At 45.5% G+C, this 25,149-nt stretch carries 23 protein-coding genes; all 23 read left to right on the top strand.

Going from position 1 to position 25,149, the window contains the following annotated elements; all coding sequences use genetic code 11:
• Window positions 1–14 precede the first annotated feature (14 nt).
• The 23 genes from NSQ38_RS24635 (at window position 15) to truB (ending at window position 25,148) form a co-directional block, all read left to right on the top strand.
• Window positions 15–803 carry a FliA/WhiG family RNA polymerase sigma factor gene (locus NSQ38_RS24635; RefSeq protein WP_017689160.1) on the top strand — a complete coding sequence of 263 codons (789 nt, stop codon included), beginning with the start codon at window positions 15–17 and terminating at the stop codon, window positions 801–803.
• A 62-nt stretch (window positions 804–865) separates the two neighbouring features.
• Window positions 866–2,275, top strand: coding sequence for a FapA family protein (locus tag NSQ38_RS24630; protein WP_339784553.1), 1,410 nt, complete (start codon window positions 866–868; stop codon window positions 2,273–2,275).
• Between the two features lie 52 nt (window positions 2,276–2,327).
• Complete coding sequence (locus NSQ38_RS24625) at window positions 2,328–2,642, top strand: hypothetical protein (RefSeq protein WP_339784550.1); 315 nt, start codon at window positions 2,328–2,330, stop codon at window positions 2,640–2,642.
• Between the two features lie 65 nt (window positions 2,643–2,707).
• Window positions 2,708–3,292 (top strand): hypothetical protein, encoded by a 585-nt coding sequence (locus NSQ38_RS24620; RefSeq protein WP_339784547.1) that lies wholly within the window; start codon window positions 2,708–2,710, stop codon window positions 3,290–3,292.
• Window positions 3,293–3,295: 3 nt separating this feature from the next.
• Window positions 3,296–3,922 (top strand): hypothetical protein, encoded by a 627-nt coding sequence (locus NSQ38_RS24615; RefSeq protein ID WP_338593828.1) that lies wholly within the window; start codon window positions 3,296–3,298, stop codon window positions 3,920–3,922.
• A 295-nt stretch (window positions 3,923–4,217) separates the two neighbouring features.
• Window positions 4,218–4,916, top strand: a complete 699-nt coding sequence (rpsB, locus tag NSQ38_RS24610; protein ID WP_017689155.1) for a 30S ribosomal protein S2 — start codon at window positions 4,218–4,220, stop codon at window positions 4,914–4,916.
• A 115-nt stretch (window positions 4,917–5,031) separates the two neighbouring features.
• On the top strand, window positions 5,032–5,682 hold the full coding sequence (gene tsf, locus NSQ38_RS24605; protein ID WP_124114084.1) for a translation elongation factor Ts: 651 nt from the start codon (window positions 5,032–5,034) through the stop codon (window positions 5,680–5,682).
• 232 nt (window positions 5,683–5,914) lie between these two features.
• Window positions 5,915–6,643 (top strand): UMP kinase, encoded by a 729-nt coding sequence (pyrH, locus tag NSQ38_RS24600; RefSeq protein WP_338593831.1) that lies wholly within the window; start codon window positions 5,915–5,917, stop codon window positions 6,641–6,643.
• Window positions 6,643–7,197 (top strand): ribosome recycling factor, encoded by a 555-nt coding sequence (gene frr / locus NSQ38_RS24595; RefSeq protein ID WP_017689152.1) that lies wholly within the window; start codon window positions 6,643–6,645, stop codon window positions 7,195–7,197. The genes pyrH and frr overlap by 1 nt, the downstream gene beginning before the upstream one ends.
• A gap of 89 nt (window positions 7,198–7,286) precedes the next feature.
• Window positions 7,287–8,054 carry an isoprenyl transferase gene (locus NSQ38_RS24590; RefSeq protein ID WP_017689151.1) on the top strand — a complete coding sequence of 256 codons (768 nt, stop codon included), beginning with the start codon at window positions 7,287–7,289 and terminating at the stop codon, window positions 8,052–8,054.
• Between the two features lie 16 nt (window positions 8,055–8,070).
• Window positions 8,071–8,865, top strand: a complete 795-nt coding sequence (locus NSQ38_RS24585) for a phosphatidate cytidylyltransferase (protein ID WP_338593833.1) — start codon at window positions 8,071–8,073, stop codon at window positions 8,863–8,865.
• Window positions 8,866–8,935: 70 nt separating this feature from the next.
• Window positions 8,936–10,075: a 1-deoxy-D-xylulose-5-phosphate reductoisomerase gene (locus NSQ38_RS24580; protein ID WP_339784544.1), complete on the top strand. Its 1,140-nt coding sequence runs from the start codon at window positions 8,936–8,938 to the stop codon at window positions 10,073–10,075.
• Window positions 10,076–10,188: 113 nt separating this feature from the next.
• Window positions 10,189–11,460: an RIP metalloprotease RseP gene (rseP, locus tag NSQ38_RS24575; protein WP_091031857.1), complete on the top strand. Its 1,272-nt coding sequence runs from the start codon at window positions 10,189–10,191 to the stop codon at window positions 11,458–11,460.
• A gap of 62 nt (window positions 11,461–11,522) precedes the next feature.
• Window positions 11,523–12,977 carry a proline--tRNA ligase gene (gene proS / locus NSQ38_RS24570; RefSeq protein WP_091031854.1) on the top strand — a complete coding sequence of 485 codons (1,455 nt, stop codon included), beginning with the start codon at window positions 11,523–11,525 and terminating at the stop codon, window positions 12,975–12,977.
• 382 nt (window positions 12,978–13,359) lie between these two features.
• Window positions 13,360–17,679 (top strand): PolC-type DNA polymerase III, encoded by a 4,320-nt coding sequence (locus tag NSQ38_RS24565; RefSeq protein ID WP_339784541.1) that lies wholly within the window; start codon window positions 13,360–13,362, stop codon window positions 17,677–17,679.
• A 256-nt stretch (window positions 17,680–17,935) separates the two neighbouring features.
• Entirely contained in the window at window positions 17,936–18,397 is a 462-nt protein-coding gene (gene rimP / locus NSQ38_RS24560) for a ribosome maturation factor RimP (RefSeq protein ID WP_091017262.1), read from the top strand.
• A gap of 123 nt (window positions 18,398–18,520) precedes the next feature.
• Complete coding sequence (nusA, locus tag NSQ38_RS24555) at window positions 18,521–19,618, top strand: transcription termination factor NusA (protein WP_062833827.1); 1,098 nt, start codon at window positions 18,521–18,523, stop codon at window positions 19,616–19,618.
• Window positions 19,619–19,643: 25 nt separating this feature from the next.
• Entirely contained in the window at window positions 19,644–19,949 is a 306-nt protein-coding gene (locus NSQ38_RS24550; protein WP_017689143.1) for a YlxR family protein, read from the top strand.
• On the top strand, window positions 19,942–20,271 hold the full coding sequence (locus NSQ38_RS24545) for a ribosomal L7Ae/L30e/S12e/Gadd45 family protein (protein ID WP_017689142.1): 330 nt from the start codon (window positions 19,942–19,944) through the stop codon (window positions 20,269–20,271). The genes NSQ38_RS24550 and NSQ38_RS24545 overlap by 8 nt, the downstream gene beginning before the upstream one ends.
• A complete protein-coding gene (gene infB, locus NSQ38_RS24540) occupies window positions 20,264–22,849 on the top strand; it encodes a translation initiation factor IF-2 (protein WP_339784538.1) in 2,586 nt (861 codons plus the stop codon). Before NSQ38_RS24545 ends, infB begins: the two co-directional genes overlap by 8 nt.
• A gap of 25 nt (window positions 22,850–22,874) precedes the next feature.
• Window positions 22,875–23,234 carry a 30S ribosome-binding factor RbfA gene (gene rbfA / locus NSQ38_RS24535; protein ID WP_017689140.1) on the top strand — a complete coding sequence of 120 codons (360 nt, stop codon included), beginning with the start codon at window positions 22,875–22,877 and terminating at the stop codon, window positions 23,232–23,234.
• 19 nt (window positions 23,235–23,253) lie between these two features.
• Window positions 23,254–24,231: a bifunctional oligoribonuclease/PAP phosphatase NrnA gene (locus NSQ38_RS24530; RefSeq protein WP_339784536.1), complete on the top strand. Its 978-nt coding sequence runs from the start codon at window positions 23,254–23,256 to the stop codon at window positions 24,229–24,231.
• Window positions 24,225–25,148 carry a tRNA pseudouridine(55) synthase TruB gene (gene truB / locus NSQ38_RS24525; protein ID WP_076318528.1) on the top strand — a complete coding sequence of 308 codons (924 nt, stop codon included), beginning with the start codon at window positions 24,225–24,227 and terminating at the stop codon, window positions 25,146–25,148. Before NSQ38_RS24530 ends, truB begins: the two co-directional genes overlap by 7 nt.
• The last annotated feature ends 1 nt before the right edge of the window (window position 25,149 follow it).

Raw genomic sequence — 25,149 nt, 5'->3', positions numbered from 1 at the left:
GAGGGTGAAAGCAATTGAACGAGCGTAAAGCTTCACATTTGAACCATTCTGATCTGTGGGAAAAGTGGAAAGAACATGGAGATCTTGAAGCCAAGAAAACTTTGATTGAAAAGTATCTTCACATTGTAAATTATGTATCCGGTCGACTGGCTGTTGGTTTGCCCAAAAATGTTCCCAAGGATGACTTGGAGAGCAATGGCGTTATGGGGTTAATTGATGCATTGGAGAAGTTCGACTATGAACGTGGTCTGCAATTTGAAACTTATGCATCATGGAGGGTCCGCGGAGCCATTCTTGACGGTCTGCGTCAAGGTGATTGGGTTCCGCGTTCTGTGCGGGAGAAGGCCAAACGAATCGAAGACGCCTATCAACAGCTGGAACAAAGTTATCTCAGGTCCGTTAGTGATGAGGAAATGAGCGAGTATCTGGACGTGTCCACTAAAGATTTTCAACATATGCTTCAGGAAGTGGCAGTCATGTCACTTTGCTCGTTGGAGGACCCAATTCGTGAGGAAGAGTCTGAGACTCGTCTGTCTTTGATGGTGGATGAGAAAGCCAAAAATCCGGATTATAAAGTGAATGAGTTTTATTTGAAGGAAGCTTTGGTGCAAGGGCTTGACAAGTTGACGGTAAAAGAGAGAACGGTTGTTTCACTCTTGTATTACGAAGATCTTTCTCTTAGTGAAATTGCTGAGGTTATGTCTCTTTCTCCGTCTCGTATATCCCAGTTACATTCCAAGGCAATATTACGATTACGCGGCACGTTGGACAAACAGAAAGATTTGTTGATGCGTAAAGATTAATAGAGAGAAGTAATATCATTGGAGTTTGGGGAGTGGAAAGTCTAAAAGGGGGAAGAATTGCAGTGACACAGCGGACTGCTTTGGAACAATGTTTAAACATTGTTTTATCGGACGACAAATGCACAGCCTACCTTGAATTTTCCAAAGAGGAAGAAGGCTTTGCCTGCACGATCGATGAACTTGAACAATTTGTGGCGGACAAGGGCATCAAACAAGGTGTATCGCGAGAAGCATTGTTACTTTTTGTGAGTAACCCTGAAACCTATTTGAAAGATAAATACAAGATTGCAGAAGGTGTCGCTCCCATTCAAGGAACAGATGGCTTCATCAAGATTCTGGTTGGAATGGACGATACGAATGAACGACGACCACTGGAATCGGAAGATGGAACTGTCGATTACAAAGAAGTGACCCGGTTAAATAATGTCCGTAGTGGTCAGATCATTGCAGAGCGGATCGCTCCTTGCGATGGTATACCCGGCAGGGCAGTGACGGGCGAGGAAATTCCTTATCGTCCGGGAAAAGAAGCTCGGTTTAAAGTAGGGAAAAACGTTGTGATTAACCCGGATGGTTCTGCGATGTATGCTGCACTGGATGGGCTGGTTACCAAAACAGACGGTAACAAACTGAATGTGTTTCCGGTCTATGAAGTCAATGGTGACGTTGATTACAATAATGGTAATATCGACTTTGTAGGCACAGTTGTCATACGAGGCAATGTACTTACCGGATTTAAAGTAAAAGCAGCAGGTGACATTCGCGTCGTCGGAGGTGTCGAAGGAGCTGAACTGGAAGCAGGCGGCTCAATCGAAATTACCGGTGGTATTATTGGTTATAACAAAGGACTGGTACAAGCAGGCCATAATGTTAAATGTACTTTCATTCAAGAAGGCAACGTGGATGCCGGTGAAGATGTTCTGGTTTCCCAAAGTATTATGCATTCCAATATTCGTGCTGGCCATGGTGTCATCTGTGCGGGCACCAAAGGTCTTATCGTTGGTGGCTCGATCCAGGCTGGTCAGAACGTCTCAGCGCGTGTTGTGGGCAACAGCATGTCCACGGTCACTTCCATTGAAGTTGGTGTGCTGCCAAAGCTGCGTAACGAACTCAATGATTTGCGCAAGGAAGTCAGAGAGCAGATGGATTCCTTGGACAAAACGAAGAAAGCTTTGACATTGCTGGATCAATTAGCTGCCGCTGGACAACTAACTCCAGATAAGATGTCGATGCGAATCAAGCTGAATGCTACGCAGAAATCCGCTCTTCGTATAAGTGAAGAAACGAAAATGCGTATCTTTGAAATTGAGAAGGCACTTGAAGATACAAGTAAGGCTCGTGTTGATATTCTGAAGATGATTTATGGAGGCTCTAAAATAGTTATCGGCAGATACACGAAATTTATTAAAGATCCAGTGAGTCGAATTTCATTTTATTATCACGATGGTGATATTACGATGGTTCCATACGTTTAAGTACAGCATTCAGGCACAGGAAGAAATCCATTCGAAACCGTGAGGTGAGCGTATGAGTTTCAAAGCAGTGGAGTTGCAGATTGCGGTACCACGAACAAGTGAAGCGGGACGTTATCAAAGTGAAGCCCAGCAGCGACCGATTACGGATCAAAATCTTTTGGCAGAGCAAACGTCGAAAGAAGCAAATGAAGCAAGGCAACGAAGTGAAGCAATGGACGAAACTTCACAGACTTCGGTGCGTGATGGTCATACCCATGATGGGGATCAGCAGAGTGGTTCCGATGGACAGGAGACTGCTCAGGCTCAAGAAACTGTTAAACCTGCAGAGCACCCGTACAAAGGAAAACACATAGATCTGTCTTTATAATAAATGGTTGTTATGGACATGCAGTCTTTCGCACCGATGGTTGAATCAGAAGGAGAGAACCCAATTTGTCACCATGGATCATTATTGTCATATTAGGGGCTTGCGCCATCGCCTACGCTTATATTATGCCTCGTAAAAACAAGGCGCAAGAGTCCGGGCATCAACTGGTGCAGGAGATGGAATCTACGCTTGAACACTACATGACCGAGATCGAAAATGATAATGATGCTCTTATTCAACGTGTGGCTGAAATGAAGGGAGAAGCGACAGCAGCCGATCAACGCATGCAATTGCAACTTCAGGAATTACAGCAGCGGTTGGATCAGCTGGAACAGAGCAAAAAAAACGAACCTGTCGCATCACCTGTGCCACACTCAGGTAGTGTACCGGTACAAGCTTCCGAAGGTTTGCAAGCACAAGCGCTTGTGAAAAGTGTACAAGCAGAGGCTGCCCAGCAGGCGTTAGAAGCAGACGTACAGACCAGTGAAGTCGAATCTTTGCCACAACGTGAGTCGATTAAAGATAGATACGCAGAACTCTTTACTCTACATGCTGAAGGTAAGTCGATGGATGCCATATCCAAGCAGACAGGCATTCAGCGTGGTGAGGTACAGTTAATACTGCAATTGGCAGAACGGGAGGAAAGCTAAGTCATGGACAAGCGATCCTTATGGATTGGCCTGGGGAGCGGCATGATTATTGGTGCAGTTTTGCTTCAACTGGCCACAGTCGGACAAAATGCATTATCCGATAGTAATCTGGACCCCGAGCAGACTGCCAATATGACCAAAGAACAGCTTGAAACGGCCGCAAAAACCTTGGATATGAAGTTGGTCGGTTCTGAAGAGGAACTATACACAGAAGCAGAGTGGGTAGCAAAGAAAAAGCAGGAGAGCAGTGAGTTGCAGGGGAATACAGCAACGCCACCTGAGACAGTAACCTCTACGGAGACACCTGCAGAGCCTGAGAACCCACAAGAGCCTGCTGCAAGTGAAGTTGAAGGGCAGAAAGAGATAACTGAGCCGAAGACAACAGAACCTGTAACGCCGAGCAATCCGAAAGGCGCAACAGTATCATTCAAAGTACGTTCAGGCAATAGTCTGGCGATCGTTGCAGCAAATCTAAAAACCGCGGGAATCGTAGATGATGCTCAAGCATTCATAAAGGCTGGCAAAGCTGAGCGAATCAATACCAAAATCCAAGTGGGTACTTATGCGCTTGAAAAAGGTGAAAGTTTCAAATCCATTATCGCAAAAATTACGAAAGAACCGTCAAACTGAGCATGCTCGGACAGGGCGGTTTTTGCGTATTAAACGGTGCATTTTCAAAGCTTGATAATAATTAGTGTTGATTTACATATCAAGTTTAAAATGATTCGATACTAGCAAAAAGTAAAAAGTAGATTTTAGCTTCAAAGACTGTTGCATCAGACAATCAGTTGTGATATATTAGATAACGGTGTTAAAACACACGCATGTGCTAATTTTGTTGAGGGTGCTTTCCTTATGGAGAGTCTTGGCGAAAAATGATGCCGGCGGAGGACACAATAAAAACCATATTAGGAGGTGTGTGAAGATGGCAGTAATCTCCATGAAGCAGCTTCTCGAAGCTGGGGTACACTTCGGTCACCAAACTCGTCGTTGGAACCCAAAAATGGATCGTTATATCTTCACTGAAAGAAACGGAATTTACATCATCGATTTGCAAAAAACGGTGAAAAAAGTCGAAGAGGCTTACAACTTCGTTAAAGGAATCGCAGGAGAGAATGGTAAAATTCTTTTCGTGGGTACTAAGAAACAAGCTCAAGATTCCGTTAAAGAAGAAGCTGAACGTGCTGGTCAATTCTACATTAACCAACGCTGGCTCGGCGGTACCCTGACTAACTTCCAAACTATTCAAAAACGTATTGATCGTTTGAAACAGTTGGAAGCTTGGGAAGAAGACGGTACATTCGCTGTATTGCCTAAAAAAGAAGTTATCTTGCTTCGCAAAGAAAAAGATCGTCTGGAGAAATTCTTGGGCGGTATTAAAAATATGAAAGGCCTGCCAAGCGCCTTGTTCATCATCGATCCACGCAAAGAGCGTATCGCTGTTGCGGAAGCTCGCAAATTGGGTATCCCAATTGTTGGTATCGTTGATACTAACTGCGATCCGGACGAGATCGATTATGTTATCCCAGGTAATGACGACGCGATCCGCGCTGTTAAATTGCTGACAGGTAAAATGGCTGATGCTGTAATCGAAGCTAACCAAGGCGAAGAAACTTCCGCTTAATAGATTCGAACATATGTTATAAACTAAATGAAAAGGGTGGTTGGCAGGTGGATAACCTCTCACTGCCCTTTTTTTAGAGTGTACGTACAATACTTAATTTTGGAGGGAATTTATAATGGCAGTTAATGCGAGTGCAGTAAAAGAACTTCGCGAAAGAACGGGCGCTGGTATGCTCGATTGCAAAAAAGCACTGGAAGAAGCAAACGGTGATGTAACGAAAGCAGCTGAATTGTTGCGTGAGAAAGGTCTTTCTGCAGCAGCAAGCAAAGCAGGCCGTGCAGCAACCGAAGGTGTTGTTGAATCTTACATCCACGCTGGTGGACGTATTGGTGTCTTGGTTGAAGTTAACTGTGAAACAGACTTCGTTGGTAAAACGGATCAATTTAAGGATTTTGTTAAAGATGTAGCTATGCAAATCGCTGCAGCTAATCCTAAATTCGTTACACGCGAAGAAGTTCCTGCAGATGAGCTGGAAAAAGAAAAAGAAATCCTTAAAGCTCAAGCTCTTAACGAAGGCAAACCAGAGAAAATCATTGAAAAAATGGTTGAAGGCCGTATCGGTAAATACTACGAAGAGTACTGCCTGATGGAACAAACTTTCGTTAAAGATCCAGACAAAACGATCTCTCAATTGCTGAACGAAAAAATCAGCCAAATTGGTGAAAACATCTCCATCCGTCGTTTCGTTCGTTACGAACTGGGTGAAGGTCTTGAGAAAAAAGTAGACAACTTCGTAGAAGAAGTAATGTCCCAAGTAAACAAATAAGACGGTTCTTATAAACCGGCGAGCAGAATTGATTTTCGAAGATATAAGAATGATGAAACTTCGAAGCGTAAACTCCCTTATATCTCAGGAAAACAGTGCCTTACCGGTTAAACGTTTTTCCTAAAAGAGCGGAACACAACTGTGTTCCTTTCTTTTTAAGCAGGAGGCCATGCGCGAGAAGTTTTGTTGGTTGAACACCAAGCGTGTTCGATTCAAAGTGGAGGGTGAATAATTGGAACAGCCAGTATTTAAACGTGTTGTCTTAAAGGTCAGCGGAGAGTCTCTTTCCGGTCAAAACGGCTACGGTATTGATGCAGATACGATCTCGTCGATTGCCCAACAGGTAAAAGAGGTTGTTGCACTTGGTGTACAGGTTGCTATTGTATGTGGCGGCGGAAACATCTGGCGTGGAATTGCCGGTAGCGAAAACGGCATCGATCGTGCAACTGCCGATTATATGGGTATGCTGGCGACAGTAATGAACTCGCTGGCACTGCAGGATGCTTTAGAGCAGATTGAAGTGCCTACGCGTGTTCAGACATCTATTGCGATGCAACAGATTGCAGAGCCTTATATTCGTCGTAGAGCTATTCGCCATCTGGAGAAAGGCCGGGTCGTTATTTTTGCAGCAGGTACAGGTAACCCGTTCTTTTCCACGGATACAACAGCAGCACTGCGCGCAGCGGAGATTGAAGCAGAAGTTATCTTGATGGCCAAAAATAAAGTTGATGGTGTATACTCAGCAGATCCGTTTAAGGACAGCTCAGCTGTGAAATTTGATCAGTTGACTTACATGGATATTCTTAACAAAGACCTTGGTGTAATGGATTCGACGGCATCCTCGCTTTGTAAGGACAACAACATCCCGTTGATCGTATTTGCCATTACGGAACAAGGTAACATCAAACGTGTTGTTCTGGGCGAACGTATCGGAACAATCGTTAAAGGGAGTGTAGATTAATGCCACAAGCGGTTAAACAACACGCCGAAGAGCGTATGGAAAAAGCAATTCAAGCATTGCGTCGTGACCTGGCTACTTTGCGTGCAGGCCGCGCAACTCCAGCTCTTCTGGACCGAATTCAGGTAGAGTATTATGGAGCAATGACGCCATTGAATCAACTCGCTAATATCAGTACTCCGGATTCCCGTACACTGATGATTCAGCCTTGGGACAAATCTTCCATGGGTGACATCGAGCGTGCCATCATGAAATCGGATCTGGGTCTTACTCCAGCCAATGATGGTAGCATGATCCGTCTGTCAATTCCGGCATTGACGGAAGAACGTAGAGCGGAACTTGTTAAGCTGACGAAGAAGTTCGGTGAAGAAGGTAAAGTAGCGATTCGTAACATTCGCCGTGACGCGAATGATGACATCAAGAAAATGGAGAAGTCAGATATTTCCGAGGATGAATCCCGGAGACATCAGGACGATATCCAAAAATCGACCGACAAGTTTATTGCTGAAGTCGATAAGGTACTCGCTGCCAAAGAAAAAGAAATCATGGAAGTGTAAGACAAGCGCAGCCCCTCCAATACGGTGGGGTTTTGTCTCTTTTTCCAAGCTTCAGATAAAGAAACTTCAGGGATTTTGGAGGAACAGGAATGATCAAACGGGTTCGGTCGTGGTGGAATGGGGCTGACAAGCAGGAAACGCTGACTATATCCGAGGACAATATCCCGCAGCACGTCGCCATCATCATGGACGGCAATGGACGATGGGCCAAACGTTTGGGACTCCCGCGTATAGCCGGGCACCAAAATGGCATGAAGGCGGTCAAACGTGCGACCATCGCGGCGGATGAACTGGGCATCAAATATCTGACGATGTACGCTTTTTCGACAGAAAACTGGACGCGTCCAAAAGAAGAAGTGGATTTTCTGATGCGACTTCCGCAAGAATTTCTGGCCATAGAGCTGGATGAACTTATAGAAAAAAATGTGCGCATTCGCATGATGGGTCAAGAGGAACATTTACCTTCTCATACCATTAATGCCTTGCGGGAAGCCATTCGTCTTACGGAACATAATACAGGTCTCGTTTTAAACTTTGCAATGAACTATGGAAGTCGTCGTGAAATGACGGACTGTGTTAAACAGATCGCTCTGCAGGTGAAATCGGGGGAACTATCGGCAGAGGACATAACACCTGAACTCATTGATAGACATATGCTGACGGTTGACATGCCCGATCCGGATCTGCTGATCCGGACGAGCGGAGAGTTGAGATTAAGCAACTTTATGCTCTGGCAGCTTGCATATAGTGAATTATGGTTTACGGATATATACTGGCCCGAATTTGGCAAAAAGCATTTGCTTGAAGCAGTAGCCGAATATCAGCGCAGAACAAGGCGTTACGGCGGTTTGAAATAGATGGAGGATGAAGCCGTTGAAACAGCGATTAACGACAGGAATCATAGCAGGTGTGTTGTTTTTAGGTTTTTGCATGCTGGGCGGACCCTGGTACCATGGTTTGGTATTGCTTATGGCTCTCATCGGTTATTATGAATTTGTTAAAATGACCGGGGTGATGCCTTTTTCAGGTGTGGCCCTGATCGGATATGCTGGTGTTTTTGCCATTGTGTTTCCTTGGGAAATGCTTTGGGAGGCAAGACCGCTATCCTTATTTCAGGTCATCTGGATAGTAATGCTTGTACTGATGACAGCTTCGGTTGTCACCAAAAATAAGGTTCCCGTCAATACAGTGGCGATGCTTTTCCTTGGCGTGTTGTATATAGGGATCGGTTTCTATTACATTGCAGAATCCAGACATCTGCTTCATGGGTTGTTCTGGACATTCCTGTTGCTGGGCTCCATATGGGCCAGTGATGCAGGAGCTTATTTTGTAGGGAAACTAATTGGTAAAAACAAACTGTGGCCTTCCATCAGTCCAAACAAAACCGTGGAGGGTGCACTGGGTGGCATCGTGATTGCAATTGTTACTTCTGTTATTTTTGCATTAGTATCAGATGGTTTGCTTTCCTGGCAGAGAGCGATTGTGATCGGAATTGCCTGTGCAGTTGTAGGTCAGATGGGTGACTTGATCCAGTCTGCATACAAACGTGTATATAATATCAAGGATTCAGGCAGTCTTCTCCCAGGGCATGGAGGCATTCTTGATCGGTGCGACAGCTGGATTGTTGTTTTTCCATTCGTACATATACTAATGCTACTGCCCTACTAAAGAAGAACATGAGTCTGAGATAACAGCATTGTTCGCCGTAGGCATTGGATAATTTAAGATGAGGTGCAGCATGAAAAAAATTGCGATTCTTGGGTCAACCGGTTCCATTGGAACCCAGACACTGGATGTAGTTGACATGCATCCAGAACTCTTTCAAGTGGAGGGACTGGCTGCCGGAGGCAATACAGACCTGCTGATCGAACAAACCAAACGCTATCGACCGAAGAAAGTATCGGTGGGGTCCAAAGAATTGGCGGAGAAGGTAGCTCCACATTTGCCTGCAGGAACGCAACTATTTTATGGCACAGAAGGACTCGTAGAAGTTGCGGCAGGAACTGATGCGCATACGGTTGTTACAGCCGTGGTGGGGAGTGTTGGATTGGAGTCAACGCTTGCTGCCATAGACGCAGGCAAACAGATCGGGCTGGCGAACAAGGAGACATTGGTTACGGCGGGGCATATTGTTACTACAAGAGCTGCTGCCAAAGGAGTCTCTTTGCTGCCCATCGATAGTGAGCACTCTGCGATATACCAATGCTTGAATGGTGAAAACAGAGAACGCTTGGCAGGCATTACGCTCACCGCTTCAGGTGGATCATTCCGTGATCTTACCCGTGAACAGTTGAAGAGCGTGACTATAGAGGATGCGCTTAAACATCCGAATTGGTCAATGGGGTCCAAAATTACGATAGACTCGGCAACGATGGTTAACAAGGGACTTGAGGTTATTGAAGCACATTGGTTGTTTGGTCTTCGATATGATCAGATTAATGTATTGCTTCACCCAGAGAGTGTTATTCATTCCTATGTGGAATTTGATGACACCAGCATCATCGCTCAACTGGGGAATCCGGATATGCGAGTTCCAATTCAATATGCATTGACTTACCCTGACCGCTTGCCATCACCAGCACAGCGTCTGTCTCTTGCTCAAGCTGGGAAATTACATTTCCGTGAGATGGATATGGAACGGTTCCCGTGTTTAAGAATGGCATATGAGTGTGGTAAAATGGGAGGAACCGCAACAACGGCGTTTAATGCAGCCAACGAGGTTGCTGTATCCCGTTTCTTGCGTAAAGAGATTTCATTCCTTAAAATAGAAGATATTATTGCTTCTGTGCTGGAAGCACACGACAATGTGGACGAGCCTGATCTGCAGGAGATCGCCCGTTGTGATCAGGAGAGCCGTAAGCTTGCGTCCAGTCTGTAATCTCTTTTTTCATAACAAATTGGAAGAAGTGATTCTCTTGTGCGGCATCAGAGAATAATGATAATCTAGAGGGACAGACTGCGGTATGTGCCGTGAAGGAGGATGGATAGGGATTGGAAACCATACAAGTGGTATTTCTAACGGTGCTCATGTTCTTTGTCATCGTGACGGTTCATGAATGGGGGCATTATTATTTTGCCAAACGCGCCGGTATTCTTGTACGGGAATTTGCGATCGGTTTTGGTCCCAAATTGTTCTCATATAAAAGAAACGAGACCCAGTTTACATTGCGTTTGTTGCCTTTTGGTGGATATGCACGGATGGCAGGGGAAGATCCGGAACTGGTAGAGATCCAGGAAGGACAGACCATTGCGGTAAGATCAGCGGATGACCAGGTGAAGATGATCTATCTGGATCAGTTGGATAACCGTAAAAATGTAATACGTGGTGAAGTCATCTCCATTGATATGGAGAACGCCCTGAAGCTTCAACTGGATGTAGATGGTGAGATTCAGGAGTATCGTATTCATCCTCAAGCAATGTTGGTAAGTCGTGGCAAACAAACGCAGATTGCACCGAAAGATCGTCAATTCGGCAGCAAAACCGTTGGACAGCGTGCATTGGCTATTTTTGCGGGCCCACTCATGAACTTTATCTTGGCCTTTGTGCTGTTTGCTGTATATGCGCAGATGGCAGGAGTTCCGGTAGAAAACCCAAAAAATCTTGAAATTGGTGAAGTGCTTGAAGGTGGGGCAGCCGATCAGGCGAACCTGCAAAAAGGGGATATTATTGAGACGATCAATGGTACTGTTATTGGTACAGATTCACAAAAAATGGTGTCGATGATTGCCGATTCCAAAGACAAGCCGATGGAATGGACGCTGCGCCGGGGTTCGGATACGTTTAATATAACGATTACTCCACGTGCTGTAGAAGGACAAGAGGGCGGTAAAGTGGGAATTGTACCTACGTTACCAACCCGATCTGTTGGATTTGTAGAGACATTTAAAGTCTCGGGCGTGGCCATGGTTGATACAACCAAAGTGATATTTGAAGGTTTTAAACATCTGATCAATCAATTCAACATGGATGATATTGGTGGTCCAGTTCGTACATTTGAAGTGACAGGGCAAATTGCTAAACAAGGGATTGAGCAGTTAACGAGATGGGCAGCGATTTTGAGTCTATACCTTGGGATTTTCAACCTGCTACCAATACCTGCACTGGACGGCAGTCGTCTGGTATTTTTGGGAATTGAAGCGCTGCGCGGCAGACCTGTTGATCCCAATCGCGAAGGCATGGTGCATTTCATCGGATTTGCAATGTTGTTTGTGTTGATGCTGGCAGTAACTTACAATGATATATTACGTTTAATTAACGGATAATTACGGTTGGACTACGCTCTGGACATTCAGAGATAGTCGTTATGGGAGGACGCTGGAGTCTTATGTCAAAGGAAAATGATAAACAGTTCGTGACTGAAATCACACCACAGGGTGAGGATTTCTCACGCTGGTACATTGATGTTATCAAAAAAGCTGATCTCATGGACTATGCACCCGTACGCGGTTGTATTGTGTTCAAACCAGATGGCTTTGAAATCTGGGAACATATTAAGGATGAGTTGGATCGTCGTTTCCGGGAAACGGGTCATCGCAATGCGTACTTCCCGATGTTCATTCCTGAGAGCTTCTTTCAAAAGGAAAAAGAGCACGTGGAAGGTTTTAACCCTGAATTACCATGGGTTACGGAAGCTGGCGGAGAGAAGCTGGAAGAACGTCTGGCAATCCGTCCTACATCCGAAACGATTATTGGTCACATGTATTCCAAGTGGATTCAGTCTTATCGGGATCTTCCCGTACTGATTAACCAGTGGGCTAACGTAGTTCGTTGGGAAAAAAGAACGTTGCCTTTCCTTCGCACAAGTGAGTTCTTGTGGCAGGAAGGTCATACTGCGCATGAGACGGAAGAAGAAGCACGTGAAGAAACGATGAAAATGCTTGAGATTTATCGTGAAGTAGTTGAGGAATATTTGGCTATTCCTGTAATTGTGGGTCAGAAAACCAAATCCGAGAAGTTTGCGGGTGCGGTGGATACGTACTCGATCGAAGCCATGATGAAGGATGGACGTGCAGTACAAGCAGGTACATCTCACTACATGGGGACGAACTTTGCAAAAGCATTTGAAATCCAGTATCTTAGCCGGAATAATGTGCTGGAGCTGGCTTACACTACTTCATGGGGAGTAAGCACACGTTTGATCGGTGCATTAATTATGGTTCACGGAGATGACCGTGGTCTCGTACTTCCTCCTAAAGTCGCACCAACACAAGTGGTCATGATTCCAATTGGACCTCCGAAAACGCGTGATGCTGTTGTTGGGCGTGCGGATGAGTTGTTCACTGAGTTGAAAAAAGCTGGAGTCCGTGTGAAAATGGATGATCGCAGCGATGTTCGCCCAGGTTGGAAATTCAATGAATACGAGATGCGCGGTGTTCCGATTCGTCTGGAGATTGGTCCGCGTGATATGGAAAATGGCGTTTGTGTACTCGTATCACGGATCACAGGTGAGAAGAAAGTGGTAGAACAAGCAAACCTGGTAGAAGAAATCCAGGCTATGCTGACACAGATTCAGGTAGATATGTTAGAGCGTGCTCGCACATTTATGTCGGATAACTTCTACTCCGTGGATACACTCGATGAGATGAAAGAACTGATGGAAAATAAACGCGGGTTTACACTGGCTGGGTGGTGCGGTTCAGAAGCTTGCGAAGATAAAGTAAGAGAAGTTACAGGTGCAACAAGCCGGAACATTCCGTTCCAGCCTGCGGAAGAAAAGCATACGTGCCTGGCTTGTGGTGAACAGGCAGAACACACGGTTGTGTTTGCAAGAGCATACTAAGTCAGGATCACTTGACTATATACATTGAACTAAACATTTACATGAGAACGTAGAGAACAGAAATAACCTGAAGAAGCGGAGCTAAAAGCTTTCTGAAAGAAAGCTACATCGGAAGCATACGCTGCGCCTTTATCCCCGGATTTTCCCCTTTCTAAAAGGGAATCAAAAAATCTGGGGATAACAGTGATCGGAAGGTTGTTCTGTTATCGGAGTGGTAAGTGTAAATATCTTTTTGTTCAATGTATATAATGGCACGTACGGACTGTAAGAGTAATGAATGGAGAGCTTCTGTCGGATAAAATGAGTCGGTGCGAGTTCGGATCGGTGACATTTTTGAATGCAGGGGCTTTTCATGCTTTAAGGGGGTACAAGGAGGAACACGATGAGCGGATTCGAGGAGAAGAGAAAACGGTTTGAGTTGTTGATGAAACAGGCAGAGCTTCCGGCTGGTCTATTAGAGCCCTATTTTTTGGATGGATGGATTGAACAAGTAGAGACCAATCGAAGTAATCGGGAATGGAATATTCTGATTGCGAAGGATACGTTGGTACCTGCTCCAATCTATCGCACATTTTGCCTGCATATTCAAGAGAAGATGAATCATATCGCCAAAATTTCATTTGGCTTCAAATACACGGACAAGGTACAAAATGGTGATATCGTCAGTGAATATTGGAATCTGTTTCTGGAGTGGGTTACCCGTGAGATTCCGTCTGTAAATGGCTGGATGAACCGGACAACCTTTGAATGTGAAGAGGATCTCCTACAACTGACAATGAGTGATGCAACGTCGATGGAATTGGCTCGTAAGAAACAGATTGATCAAGCTATTACAAAATTCTATGAAAAATACTTTCATCTACCTCTTCGCATCAAGATGCAAGTGGGCGAAGTGGGAAGTAATAAAGAGGCTATGGAACAGTTCCAGGCCCAAAAACGTGTAGAAGAACTTGAGGTCATCGAGAAGATGATGAGTGAAGTGGACACGGAAATCCCGGTGGATGAGGAGCAGGGTGATCTGCGTTTGCAGATGGGTTACGACATCAAGGAGCCAGCAGTACCCATGCAGGAAATCCAGGATGAAGAGAAGAAAGTCACGCTTCAAGGTACGGTATTTGGTCTGGATCGTAAGGAACTGCGAAACGGAAATACGTTGTTTACCTTCTACCTGACCGACTTCACGGACTCCATGCAAATGAAGATGTTTGCCAAAACAAAAGAGGATGTTAAAATTCTCAGTTTGTTGGCTAACGGTAAATGGGTAAAAGTACGTGGTCGTGTAGAATATGACCGGTTTATGCAAATTCCTGAACTCGCGATGATTCCATCGGATCTGATTGAAGTCAAAGCACCGCCATCTCGTAAAGATAATGCACCAGAGAAGCGGGTGGAGTTCCATTTGCACTCTACGATGAGTACGATGGATGCTGTAACTTCAATTGACAAATACGTGAAAATGGCAGCGGAGTGGGGACATAAGGCGATTGCTGTCAGTGATCATGGTGGGGTGCAGGTATATCCCGAGGCTTCAAAGGCTGCTAAGAAAAACGGGATTAAAATGATCTACGGCCTTGAGGCGAATGTTGTGAATGACTCTGTTGCCGTTGTAATGGCTCCTCAGCCATTGGATCTGCAAACAGCAACATACATTGTATTTGATATCGAGACCACAGGTCTGTCGGTAACACAGAACAAAATCATTGAGATTGCAGCCGTGAAGATGCAAGATGGTAAAGAAATCGACCGGTTTGCAACGTTTGTGAATCCGCATGAACGCATTCCCTACAACATTCAGCAGTTGACCAATATTAATGATGACATGGTAAAAGACGCACCTGAGCTGGAGCCTGTTATCCGTGATTTTGTGCAGTTTGCTGGTGATGGTGTGCTTGTTGCGCATAATGCACGTTTTGACATGGGCTTTATCCAGGCTTCCCTGAAGCAAATTGGAATGCCAGAGCTTCCTAATCCAGTCCTTGATACGTTGGAACTGGCGAGATTGTTATTTCCAAAAAATAAGAACCACCGTCTTAATACGATGGCGGATAAATATAAGGTTGGACTCGAAAGTCATCACCGTGCCATTGATGATACGGTTGCACTCGCGGGTATCCTGATCGGATTATTAAATGATGCTGCCCAGATGAAAGGTTTGACGAGGCTTGATCGCTTGAATGATTATGTGGGTGTCGACTTGTCGAATACAAGACCTTTCCACTGTGGAATCTATGCACTGAATGATGTGGGTAAGAAAAATCTATATAAGCTGGTCTCTCTCTCTCATACGGAACATTTCAAGCGGGTACCGTGCATTCCCAAATCGAAACTGATTAATTTGCGTGAAGGCCTTGTTGTTATATCAGGCTGTGAAAAAGGTGAATTTTTCGAAGCGGTGCTTAACAAATCGCTCGAAGAAGCGGAAGAGATCGCTGAGTTCTATGACATACTGGAGATCCAACCACTTACAATGTATATGCATTTGGTGGATAAAGGGTTGGTGGCTACACCCGAAGAAATCAAAACAGCAATCCGTAAAGTCATTGATATAGGTGCAAAACTTAATAAACCGGTCATAGCCACAGGTAACGTGCACTATTTGGAACCGCGTGACAAGTTATATCGGGATATCACCATTCACGGTATTACAGGATTTAGTCCACTGAAAGATCAACGTAAACCGGATGCACATTTTAGAACGACAGAGGAAATGCTGGAAGAGTTCCAGTTCCTGGGCCAAGATAAAGCTTACGAAGTCGTTGTTACAAATACGGTGGAGTTATCTGACCGCTTTGAGGAAATTAAGTTATTCCCGGACAAACTGTTTACTCCGATTCTGGAAGGTGCAGACGAAGAAATCCGTAATACCTGTTATAACACTGCCAAGTCCATCTATGGCGAGGAATTACCAGAAGTAATCGTGGCACGACTAGAGAAAGAGCTCATTCCAATTATTAAATACGGTTTTTCTGCCAACTATCTGATCTCGGAACGCTTGGTTAAAAAATCGAATCAGGATGGTTATCTCGTAGGTTCACGGGGATCGGTAGGCTCCTCTGTTGTTGCTACATTCCTGGGTATATCCGAGGTTAATCCACTACCTGCTCATTATATTTGTGTGAATTCGGAATGCAAACACAGCGAGTGGTTCCTGGACGGCAGTGTTCGGAGTGGATTTGACCTTCCAGAGAAAGAGTGTCCGGATTGTGGTGGCACACTTAAAGGAGAAGGCCAGGATATTCCGTTTGAGACCTTCCTTGGATTCAAAGGAGATAAAGTTCCCGATATTGACTTGAACTTCTCTGGTGATTATCAGCCTCATGCTCATAACTATACGAAAGTACTATTTAGTGAGAAGAGTGTTTTCCGTGCGGGGACCATTGGTACGGTGGCTGAGAAAACAGCATTTGGTTTTGCCAAGAAATATGAGGAAGAACATCACAAGAAATGGCGCGGAGCTGAATTGAATCGTTTGGCTTCGGGATGTACAGGGGTAAAACGGAGCACTGGACAGCACCCTGGCGGTATTGTCGTTGTACCTGATTATATTGAGGTCGAAGACGTTACACCTGTTCAGTTCCCAGCTGATGACGTTAATGCGGAGTGGAAAACAACACACTTTGATTATCATGCTTTTGAAGAAAACTTGCTGAAACTTGATATTCTGGGGCACGATGATCCGACTATGATGCGGATGTTACAGGATTTGACAGGAGTCGATCCAACGACCATTCCGATGAATGATCCCAAAGTCATGAGCATGTTTAACTCAACCGAAGCTCTGGGTGTTACACCAGAACAGATTAGGTCGCCAGTCGCGACGTTTGGTGTGCCAGAGATGGGCACGAAGTTTGTACGTCAGATGCTTGTTGAATCCCAGCCGACGTCTTTTGCCGATTTACTGCAAATTTCCGGATTGTCCCATGGTACTGGGGTATGGCTCGGTAACGCTCAGGATCTGATTAAGAACGGAACGTGTAACATTAAGACAGTAATTGGTTGTCGGGATGATATCATGTTGTTCCTGATCTATAAAACGGGAATGGACGCAAGTCTTGCCTTTAAGATTACCGAGAGTGTTCGTAAGGGACGGGGTCTGCCACAGGAATGGATTGACGAGATGAAGAATTGTAAAGTGCCTCAATGGTACATTGATTCGTGTCTGAAAATCCAGTACATGTTCCCGAAGGCTCACGCGGCCGCTTATGTTATTTCAGCAGTACGTACGGCGTTCTTCAAGCTTTATCATCCGATTGAATATTACGCAACTTACTTTACCGTTCGGGCGGATGAGATTGATATCGAACTGATGTGTCAGGGATATGACGCGATCTATCGCAAAATTACGGAAATTGAGCAATTAGGTTTCCAGGCACCTCCGAAAGAGAAAAACATGTTACCTGTTCTGGAAATGGGTCTGGAAATGGCAGCGCGCGGATTCTCGCTGAAATCCATTGACTTATACCGTTCGGAAGCGACAAAGTTTATCGTTGACGGAAAATCACTAATCCCTCCATTTTCGGCGTTGGCAGGAATCGGGGATAATGCTGCTCGCAATATTGCTGCAGCAAGAGATCATGGTGAGTTTCTATCGGTTGAGGACTTCCAGCAGAAGTCGAAAGCAAGTAAGACCATTGTTGAACTCCTGTCGAATATGGGATGTTTCCGTGGCTTGCCAGAGAGCAATCAGCTTTCCCTTTTCTAGGATTGAATTTGGATCTAAAAAGAGCGATTGTTGGAGAAACGTAATTTTTCCTTCATTAGTAAGTAAACTGCCTGAACCATCGCTTACTTGTCACTATTACCAGACTATGTTATAATTTTTGAAGTGAACGAGATAGTACGAATTTCTAAAGAGTGGGGAAACCCACTCTTTAGTCTTTGGTATACAAGAATCTTGGGTATTGAATAATCTGCCAGTGCTTTTTTGCTGGTGTAACCTAAGTTGGAGGTTATTGGTTTTGAGCACAACGAACATTAAATCTACCGTGGAAGAAATGATCCAACCCTACTTGAACGAACAAGGCTTCGAGCTGGTTGACATCGAATACGTCAAAGAAGGCAGCAACTGGTTTTTACGGGTGTATGTCGACAAAGAGGGTGGCATCGACATCGACGATTGCGTCTTGATCAGCGAAAAGCTGAGCGCCAAGCTGGATGAGAACGATCCGATTCCAACCATCTATTTCCTTGAAGTGTCTTCTCCCGGTGCGGAGCGTCCACTGAAAAAACCTGAGGACGTTACCAAATCTGTAGGCAAAAATGTTTTTGTTACAACCTACGAACCGGTGAACGGATTGAAGGAATTTGAAGGCAAGCTGCTTTCCTTTGATGACGGGGAACTCGTGATCGAAGCAGGCAAAAAACAGCATGCCATTTCTTATGATAAGGTTGCCAGTGCGCGCCTAGCTATTTTGTTTTAAGTGCCTTGTTCACTTTATTAATGAAAAAGACACATCTCACGATAACGGCAAGGTGCTCATGAGTTCAGAGCCTTTCGCCGTTTTACGTATGAGATGCCATGTTTGAAAGGGGGATCAACATTCATGAGTATGGATTTTATTGAAGCAATGAATGAATTGGAACGGGAAAAAGGGATCAGCAAGGATGTGCTGTTTGAAGCGATCGAGGCTGCACTAATTTCCAGCTACAAGCGGAATTTCAACACGGCCCAGAATGTGCGTGTTGACATGAACCGTAATACGGGAGTTATTCGGGTGTATGCCCGTAAATTGATCGTGGAAGAAGTCCTGGATTCACGTACCGAAATTTCATTGCCTGCTGCACGAGAAATCAACCCACACTTCCAGCTGGAAGATATTGCGGAGATTGAAGTTACGCCGCGTGATTTCGGACGTATCGCGGCACAAACTGCCAAACAGGTAGTGACCCAGCGGATTCGTGAAGCCGAACGCGGCCTGATCTACAACGCTTTCGTAGATAAGGAAGAAGATATCGTTACGGGAGTGGTGCAGCGTCAGGATTTGCGCAATATCTACATCGATCTGGGCAAAATCGAAGCGGCTTTACCGCTGACCGAATTGATGCCGAACGAGAAGTTTGTTCATGGTGACCGTATTAAGGCGTATATCACCAAGGTCGAGAATACGACGAAAGGGCCGCAAATCATTTTGTCCCGTACCCATCCGGGCCTCTTGAAACGTCTCTTTGAACTGGAAGTGCCTGAGATCTTTGACGGTGTAGTTGAAATTCGCTCCGTCGCTCGCGAAGCAGGGTTCCGCTCCAAGATTGCCGTTCATTCCCGCAACGAAGAAGTTGATCCAGTTGGATCATGTGTAGGTCCTAAGGGAATGCGCGTGCAGACCATTGTGGGTGAGCTGCGCGGTGAAAAAATCGACATCGTTCGTTTCTCCGATCAGGTAGACGAATATGTTGCTAATGCACTGAGTCCTTCCAAAGTATTGGAAGTTCATGTATTTGAGGAAGAAAAGATGGCTCGGGTTATCGTTCCGGACTATCAACTTTCGCTCGCAATTGGTATCAAAGGCCAAAATGCCAGATTGGCAGCCAAATTAACCGGCTGGAAAATCGACATCAAGAGCGAGAGCCAGGCGGAACAGGAATTCGGCAGAGAAAAAGATTCTTCTTCTGAAATGCATCAGGATTCCGTCTCCGTCGACTAAAGTAAAGTACGGGGGGCGCTGACGTATGAAACCAAAAAAAGTGCCGCTGCGCAAATGTGTGGCATGCCAGGAAATGATGCCCAAAAAGCAGCTGATTCGCATTGTTAAAACGCCAGAGGATGAAGTGCTGATCGATTTGACTGGCAAAAAATCCGGACGTGGTGCCTATTTATGCGGCAAAGAGTCTTGTTTTAAGCTTGCACTCAAAAACCGGGCTTTGGATCGGGCGTTAAAAGGCAAAGTCTCACCTGAAATTTACGAGCAATTAGCAGCTGACTTCATCGCGGTTGAGGATGAATTCAAAGCAGCACAGGAGCGTGAACATGACTAATATTAAAACGCTGTCTTATCTGGGACTCTCTATGCGTGCAGGTAAACTTGTAACAGGTGAAGAAATTGTACTTAAAGCGATCCGTTCTTCCGAAGCTAAAATGGTTATTGTTGCGGGTGACGCCTCAGCCAATACACAAAAGAAATTTCGCGATAAATGCGGAACTTATAAGGTTCCTCTGTTGATCGGATTTGACCGGGATAGTCTGGGTTCAAGTATCGGTAAAGACACGCGTGTTGTTCTTGCAGTAACGGATCGAGGGTTTGCAAAAATGATCTCCAAGCAAGTCGGTATAATGTCGGAGGTGGAGTATATTGAGTAAACAGGAAAACAAGGATAAATTGCGAGTTTATGAATATGCGAAGTCCCTTAATATGAGTAGTAAAGAAATTATAACCATTCTTAAAAAGCTGGAAATTCCCGTAAACAATCATATGAGTGTCATGGAGAATGGTTCAGTCGGTAAGGTGGAACAATTTTTTAAAGATATAAAATCCACTGCTGCTTCGAAACAAGGCAACGATGCAAAACCAGTTGCTACTTCGGCAGTGCGCAGTGACAAACCAGTGGACAGCAACAAGCCGGCCGGCGGAGTGAACACGCCGAAGAGCAGTAACCCATCCGGTAGTCCCGTACAAACAAAAATACAACAGGAAAAGCAGGTAGGTATGAACAATAGACCAAATTCCAACAATAACAATGGCACCCAAAGACCCAGCGGCCAAGACAGCCGCAACAGAACGAACTCTTCCCAAGGCACAAGCCAAGGAGGACAATCAACTAACCGTCCAAGACCAGCTCAAGGTGGACAAAGCAGTACTGCATCCCGTCCGCAAGGAACGGGTCAACGTCCGAATAACAGCGGTGGCGGTCAAGTAAGAACTACAGGCCCTAACAGCGGTGGTAATACAGGTACTGCTGGCAACCGTAGCGGTGGCCAAGGTCAGAGCCAAGGGCAAGGCCAACGCAGAAGCGGACCAGGTGGTACTACTGGCAGCAACAACAATAGTGGTAATCGTTCGAACAGCGGTGGCGGTGGACGTCGTTATGATGACAACCGTGGAGGCAACTTCCGTGGTAACCGTGGTGGCAAGAACAACCGCAACAGAAATCAACAACAGTACCAACAACGTGAGAAAATTGATAACACACCTAAGAAAATCATCGTTCGTGGTGATATGACCGTGGGTGAAACAGCGAAGTTGCTCCATAAGGATGCTTCCGAAGTTATCAAAAAGCTCATCGCTATGGGCGTTATGGCAACAATCAACCAAGAGCTTGATATCGAAACGATCCTTCTGCTTTCAGGTGAATTCGGTGTTGAGGTTGAAGTGAAGATTGTGCTTGAAGATGACCGTTTCGAAACACTGGAAGAGAATGATGATGCTGCTGACTTGCAAGCTCGTCCTCCAGTAGTTACAATCATGGGTCACGTTGACCATGGTAAAACAACTTTGCTGGATGCCATTCGTTCCACGAATGTAACAGGCGGCGAAGCAGGCGGAATCACGCAACATATTGGTGCATACCAAGTCGAAATCAACAACAAAAAAATTACGTTCCTGGATACTCCGGGTCATGAAGCGTTTACAGCAATGCGTGCACGTGGAGCACAGGTTACGGATATTACAATTATTGTCGTAGCTGCCGATGACGGTGTTATGCCACAAACAGTTGAGGCAATTAACCATGCCAAAGCTGCGGGGCTTCCAATTATCGTGGCTGTCAATAAAATTGACAAACCGGGCGCTGATCCGGATAAAGTAAAACAAGAATTGACTAACTATGAACTCGTTCCGGAAGAGTGGGGCGGAGATACCATCTTTGTTAACGTATCAGCGAAACAAAGAATGGGTCTGGAAGGTCTGCTTGAAATGATTCTGCTCGTTGCAGAAGTGAACGAATACAAAGCGAACCCGGACAAACGTGCCCGTGGTACAGTGATTGAAGCCGAGCTCGATAAAGGACGTGGCCCAGTTGCACGTATCCTCGTACAGCACGGTACATTGAAAGTCGGCGATGCTTTCGTAGCAGGTAACTGCTTCGGTCGTGTCCGTGCGATGGTCAATGACAAAGGTCGTCGTCTGAAAGAGGCTGGACCTTCAACACCTGTAGAAATCACAGGTTTGACTGAAGTTCCAGGTGCGGGAGATCCATTCATGGTGTTTGAAGATGAGCGCAAAGCGCGTTCCATCGCTGACAAACGTGCGATTACGCAACGTGAATCCGATCTGGGTACACATACTCGCGTAACGTTGGATGATCTGTTCCAGCACATCAAAGATGGCGAGATCAAAGATCTGAACGTAATCATCAAAGGTGACGTACAAGGTTCGGTTGAAGCATTGAAAGGTTCCCTTGCGAAGATCGAAGTTGAAGGTGTACGCGTGAAAATCATTCATAGCGGCGCTGGTGCAATCACTGAGTCCGACATCATTTTGGCAGCAGCATCCAATGCCATCGTGATTGGTTTCAACGTACGTCCTGATAACCAGGCGAAAGCAACTGCAGATCAAGAGCAAGTAGACATTCGTCTGCATCGCGTAATCTACAGTGTTATCGAAGAAATTGAACAAGCGATGAAAGGTATGCTTGATCCGATCTACAAAGAAAAAGTTATCGGTCATGCTGAAGTTCGGAGCACGTTCTCCATCAGTAAAGTGGGTACCATCGCTGGTTGTATGGTTACCTCGGGTAAAATTACGCGTTCTGCGGAAGCACGCCTGATTCGTGATGGCATTGTCCTTTACGAAGGTAAGCTGGATTCCCTGAAACGTTATAAAGATGATGCCAAAGAAGTAGCACAAGGTTACGAGTGCGGTATCACACTGGATAAATATAATGATCTCAAAGAAGGCGACGTTATCGAAGCTTTCATTATGGAGACAGTACAACGATAAGCAAGGAAGCATGAGGTGAACAACGATGGCTAAGATTCGTACAGGTAGAGTGGGCGAGCAGATCAAGAAAGAAATCAGTCTGCTCATCCAGTCTGAACTGAAAGATCCACGTATCGGCTTTATTACGGTAACGGGAGTCGAAGTGACAGGAGACTTGTCGCAAGCCAAAGTTTATCTGAGTGTCTTCGGTGAACAGGAACAAAAAGATAACACGCTCAAAGCTCTGGCAAAAGCAAATGGATTTTTGCGTTCCGAGCTGGGTAAACGTATCCGGTTCCGACATGTTCCCGAATTGATATTTAAGATTGATGAATCCATCGCTTATGGCAGCCGAATTGAGAAGCTGCTTGGCGATATTGGTTCCGACAAGAACGAATCCCAGTAACAGAATAGAGGAGACGGCAATGCACACTTATGAACAGGCGCTCCAGGCGGGAAAGCAATTTCTGCTGGAGCATGATGATTACCTGGTCGTGTCGCATGTACAGCCGGACGGTGACGCAGTCAGCTCGACGGTAACGGTGGGCTGGCTGCTGTCATGTCTGGGTAAGACATTCACGATGATTAATGAAGGTGAAATCCCCGGGCGCATGCAATTTTTGTGGGAAGCAGGCAACATTGTGAACATGACCGAACAACCACCGCAGCGAAAATACAAAGCTGTTATCTGTGTGGATTGTGCAGACTTTTCCAGAGTAGGTTTGACACGTCATTATTTCGAAGACGATGCTGTTATTTTGAATATTGATCATCACCCTACAAATGACGCTTATGGTACAGTCAACATCATTAAGTCAGATGCTGCTGCAACGGCTGAAATATTGTTCGATTTTCTTAACCTGTTCCAAATAACATGGGATAAAGATGTTGCGACGGCAGTTTATACAGGATTGCTTACGGATACAGGTGGGTTCCGCTATGCCAACACCAGTCCAAATGTAATGACAACGGCCTCCAGACTGCTTGAACATGGCGTGGATGGACCCTATCTCGCCCAGACCTTGTTAGAGCAGGTGACTCTTCCACAAGTACGGATTTTGCATCAGGCACTATCAAGCCTGCAGATGACAGATGATGGAAAGATAGCCTGGGTTGTTATTACACCAGATGATATGGTGGCTTGTGGAGCAGCTAATGAAGATATTGAAGGGGTAGTGAACTATCCGCGCAACATTCAGGGCGTGGAAGTTGGTATCTTTTTCAAAGTCATCAACGAGAATGCAGTCAAGGTTTCTTTGCGTTCAGCTGGGAAGATTGATGTTGCTGCACTAGCACAGACCTTTGGCGGAGGCGGGCATGTGCTCGCAGCCGGATGTCGTCTGGAAGGAAAACTTGATGATATTGTCGCAAAAGTACTGAAGCAGGTGAATTCACAATGGTAAAGCCATTTGAAGGTGTACTTCCGGTATATAAACCGGCGGGATTTACTTCTCATGATGTTGTAGCCAAAATGCGTCGCATTCTCAAAATGAAGCGCATTGGGCATACGGGCACACTGGACCCACAAGTTACAGGCGTTCTGCCGCTCTGTCTTGGACGGGCGACACGTGTGGTGGAGTACATGCAGGAGCTTCCGAAGGAATATCTGGCTACGCTCAGATTGGGACTGTCTACTGACACAGAGGATATGACAGGGGAAGTTATTGAGCGGGCTGAAACGACTGTGGAAGTAACACAGGAACAGGTTCAACAGGTGCTTGAGCAATTTTTGGGCACGATCTCACAGGTACCACCTATGTATTCTGCGGTAAAAGTAGACGGCAAACGTCTTTATGAGCTTGCTCGTGAAGGTAAGACGGTAGAGCGTAAAAGCCGTGAGGTCACAATCTATGAGCTCGAACTTACAGGGATTGAGACTCAGGGTGAGACCACCGATATATCCTTCCGGGCCTTATGTTCAAAAGGTACCTATATTCGGACATTGTGTGTAGACATTGGCCGGCAACTCGGATATCCATCGACCATGGTTCAACTGGAGCGTACGATATCGGCAGGTATCTCTGCAGATCGTTGTCTTCGTATTGAAGAAGTGGAACAACTTATGGCTGACGGGACTTTGGCGGAGGCGCTGATTCCTGTTGACGAGGCTATTGCTTCAATTCCGGCCCACAAGGTTGGAGAAGAACAGGCCAAAGGAGCACTTCAAGGTCAGAAACTGTCTGCACGTCTTCTGGAACCGCCTGTAGAGCAACCTGGTTTATTGCGGTTGTATGCTCAGGATGGTACGTTTCTGGGGATATTTGAACGGGATGAACTAAAACCAACGGTGAGGGCAGTTAAAGTCTTTTTGCCGGAATAAA

Origin of the sequence: Paenibacillus sp. FSL R7-0313, from assembly GCF_037969885.1 — a bacterium.
GTDB lineage: Bacteria > Bacillota > Bacilli > Paenibacillales > Paenibacillaceae > Paenibacillus.
The sequence above is the reverse complement of the archived record's forward strand: the minus strand, read 5'-3'. Positions and strand labels throughout refer to the sequence as shown.

Bases quoted from the DNA above. Each gene is read 5' to 3' on its own strand.
- NSQ38_RS24625 (WP_339784550.1), top strand. From the start codon at position 2,328: ATGAGTTTCAAAGCAGTGGAGTTGCAGATTGCGGTACCACGAACAAGT.
- NSQ38_RS24615 (WP_338593828.1), top strand. From the start codon at position 3,296: ATGGACAAGCGATCCTTATGGATTGGCCTGGGGAGCGGCATGATTATT.
- rpsB (WP_017689155.1), top strand. From the start codon at position 4,218: ATGGCAGTAATCTCCATGAAGCAGCTTCTCGAAGCTGGGGTACACTTC.
- tsf (WP_124114084.1), top strand. From the start codon at position 5,032: ATGGCAGTTAATGCGAGTGCAGTAAAAGAACTTCGCGAAAGAACGGGC.
- frr (WP_017689152.1), top strand. From the start codon at position 6,643: ATGCCACAAGCGGTTAAACAACACGCCGAAGAGCGTATGGAAAAAGCA.
- NSQ38_RS24590 (WP_017689151.1), top strand. From the start codon at position 7,287: ATGATCAAACGGGTTCGGTCGTGGTGGAATGGGGCTGACAAGCAGGAA.
- NSQ38_RS24580 (WP_339784544.1), top strand. From the start codon at position 8,936: ATGAAAAAAATTGCGATTCTTGGGTCAACCGGTTCCATTGGAACCCAG.
- proS (WP_091031854.1), top strand. From the start codon at position 11,523: ATGTCAAAGGAAAATGATAAACAGTTCGTGACTGAAATCACACCACAG.
- NSQ38_RS24565 (WP_339784541.1), top strand. From the start codon at position 13,360: ATGAGCGGATTCGAGGAGAAGAGAAAACGGTTTGAGTTGTTGATGAAA.
- nusA (WP_062833827.1), top strand. From the start codon at position 18,521: ATGAGTATGGATTTTATTGAAGCAATGAATGAATTGGAACGGGAAAAA.
- NSQ38_RS24550 (WP_017689143.1), top strand. From the start codon at position 19,644: ATGAAACCAAAAAAAGTGCCGCTGCGCAAATGTGTGGCATGCCAGGAA.
- NSQ38_RS24545 (WP_017689142.1), top strand. From the start codon at position 19,942: ATGACTAATATTAAAACGCTGTCTTATCTGGGACTCTCTATGCGTGCA.
- rbfA (WP_017689140.1), top strand. From the start codon at position 22,875: ATGGCTAAGATTCGTACAGGTAGAGTGGGCGAGCAGATCAAGAAAGAA.
- NSQ38_RS24530 (WP_339784536.1), top strand. From the start codon at position 23,254: ATGCACACTTATGAACAGGCGCTCCAGGCGGGAAAGCAATTTCTGCTG.
- truB (WP_076318528.1), top strand. From the start codon at position 24,225: ATGGTAAAGCCATTTGAAGGTGTACTTCCGGTATATAAACCGGCGGGA.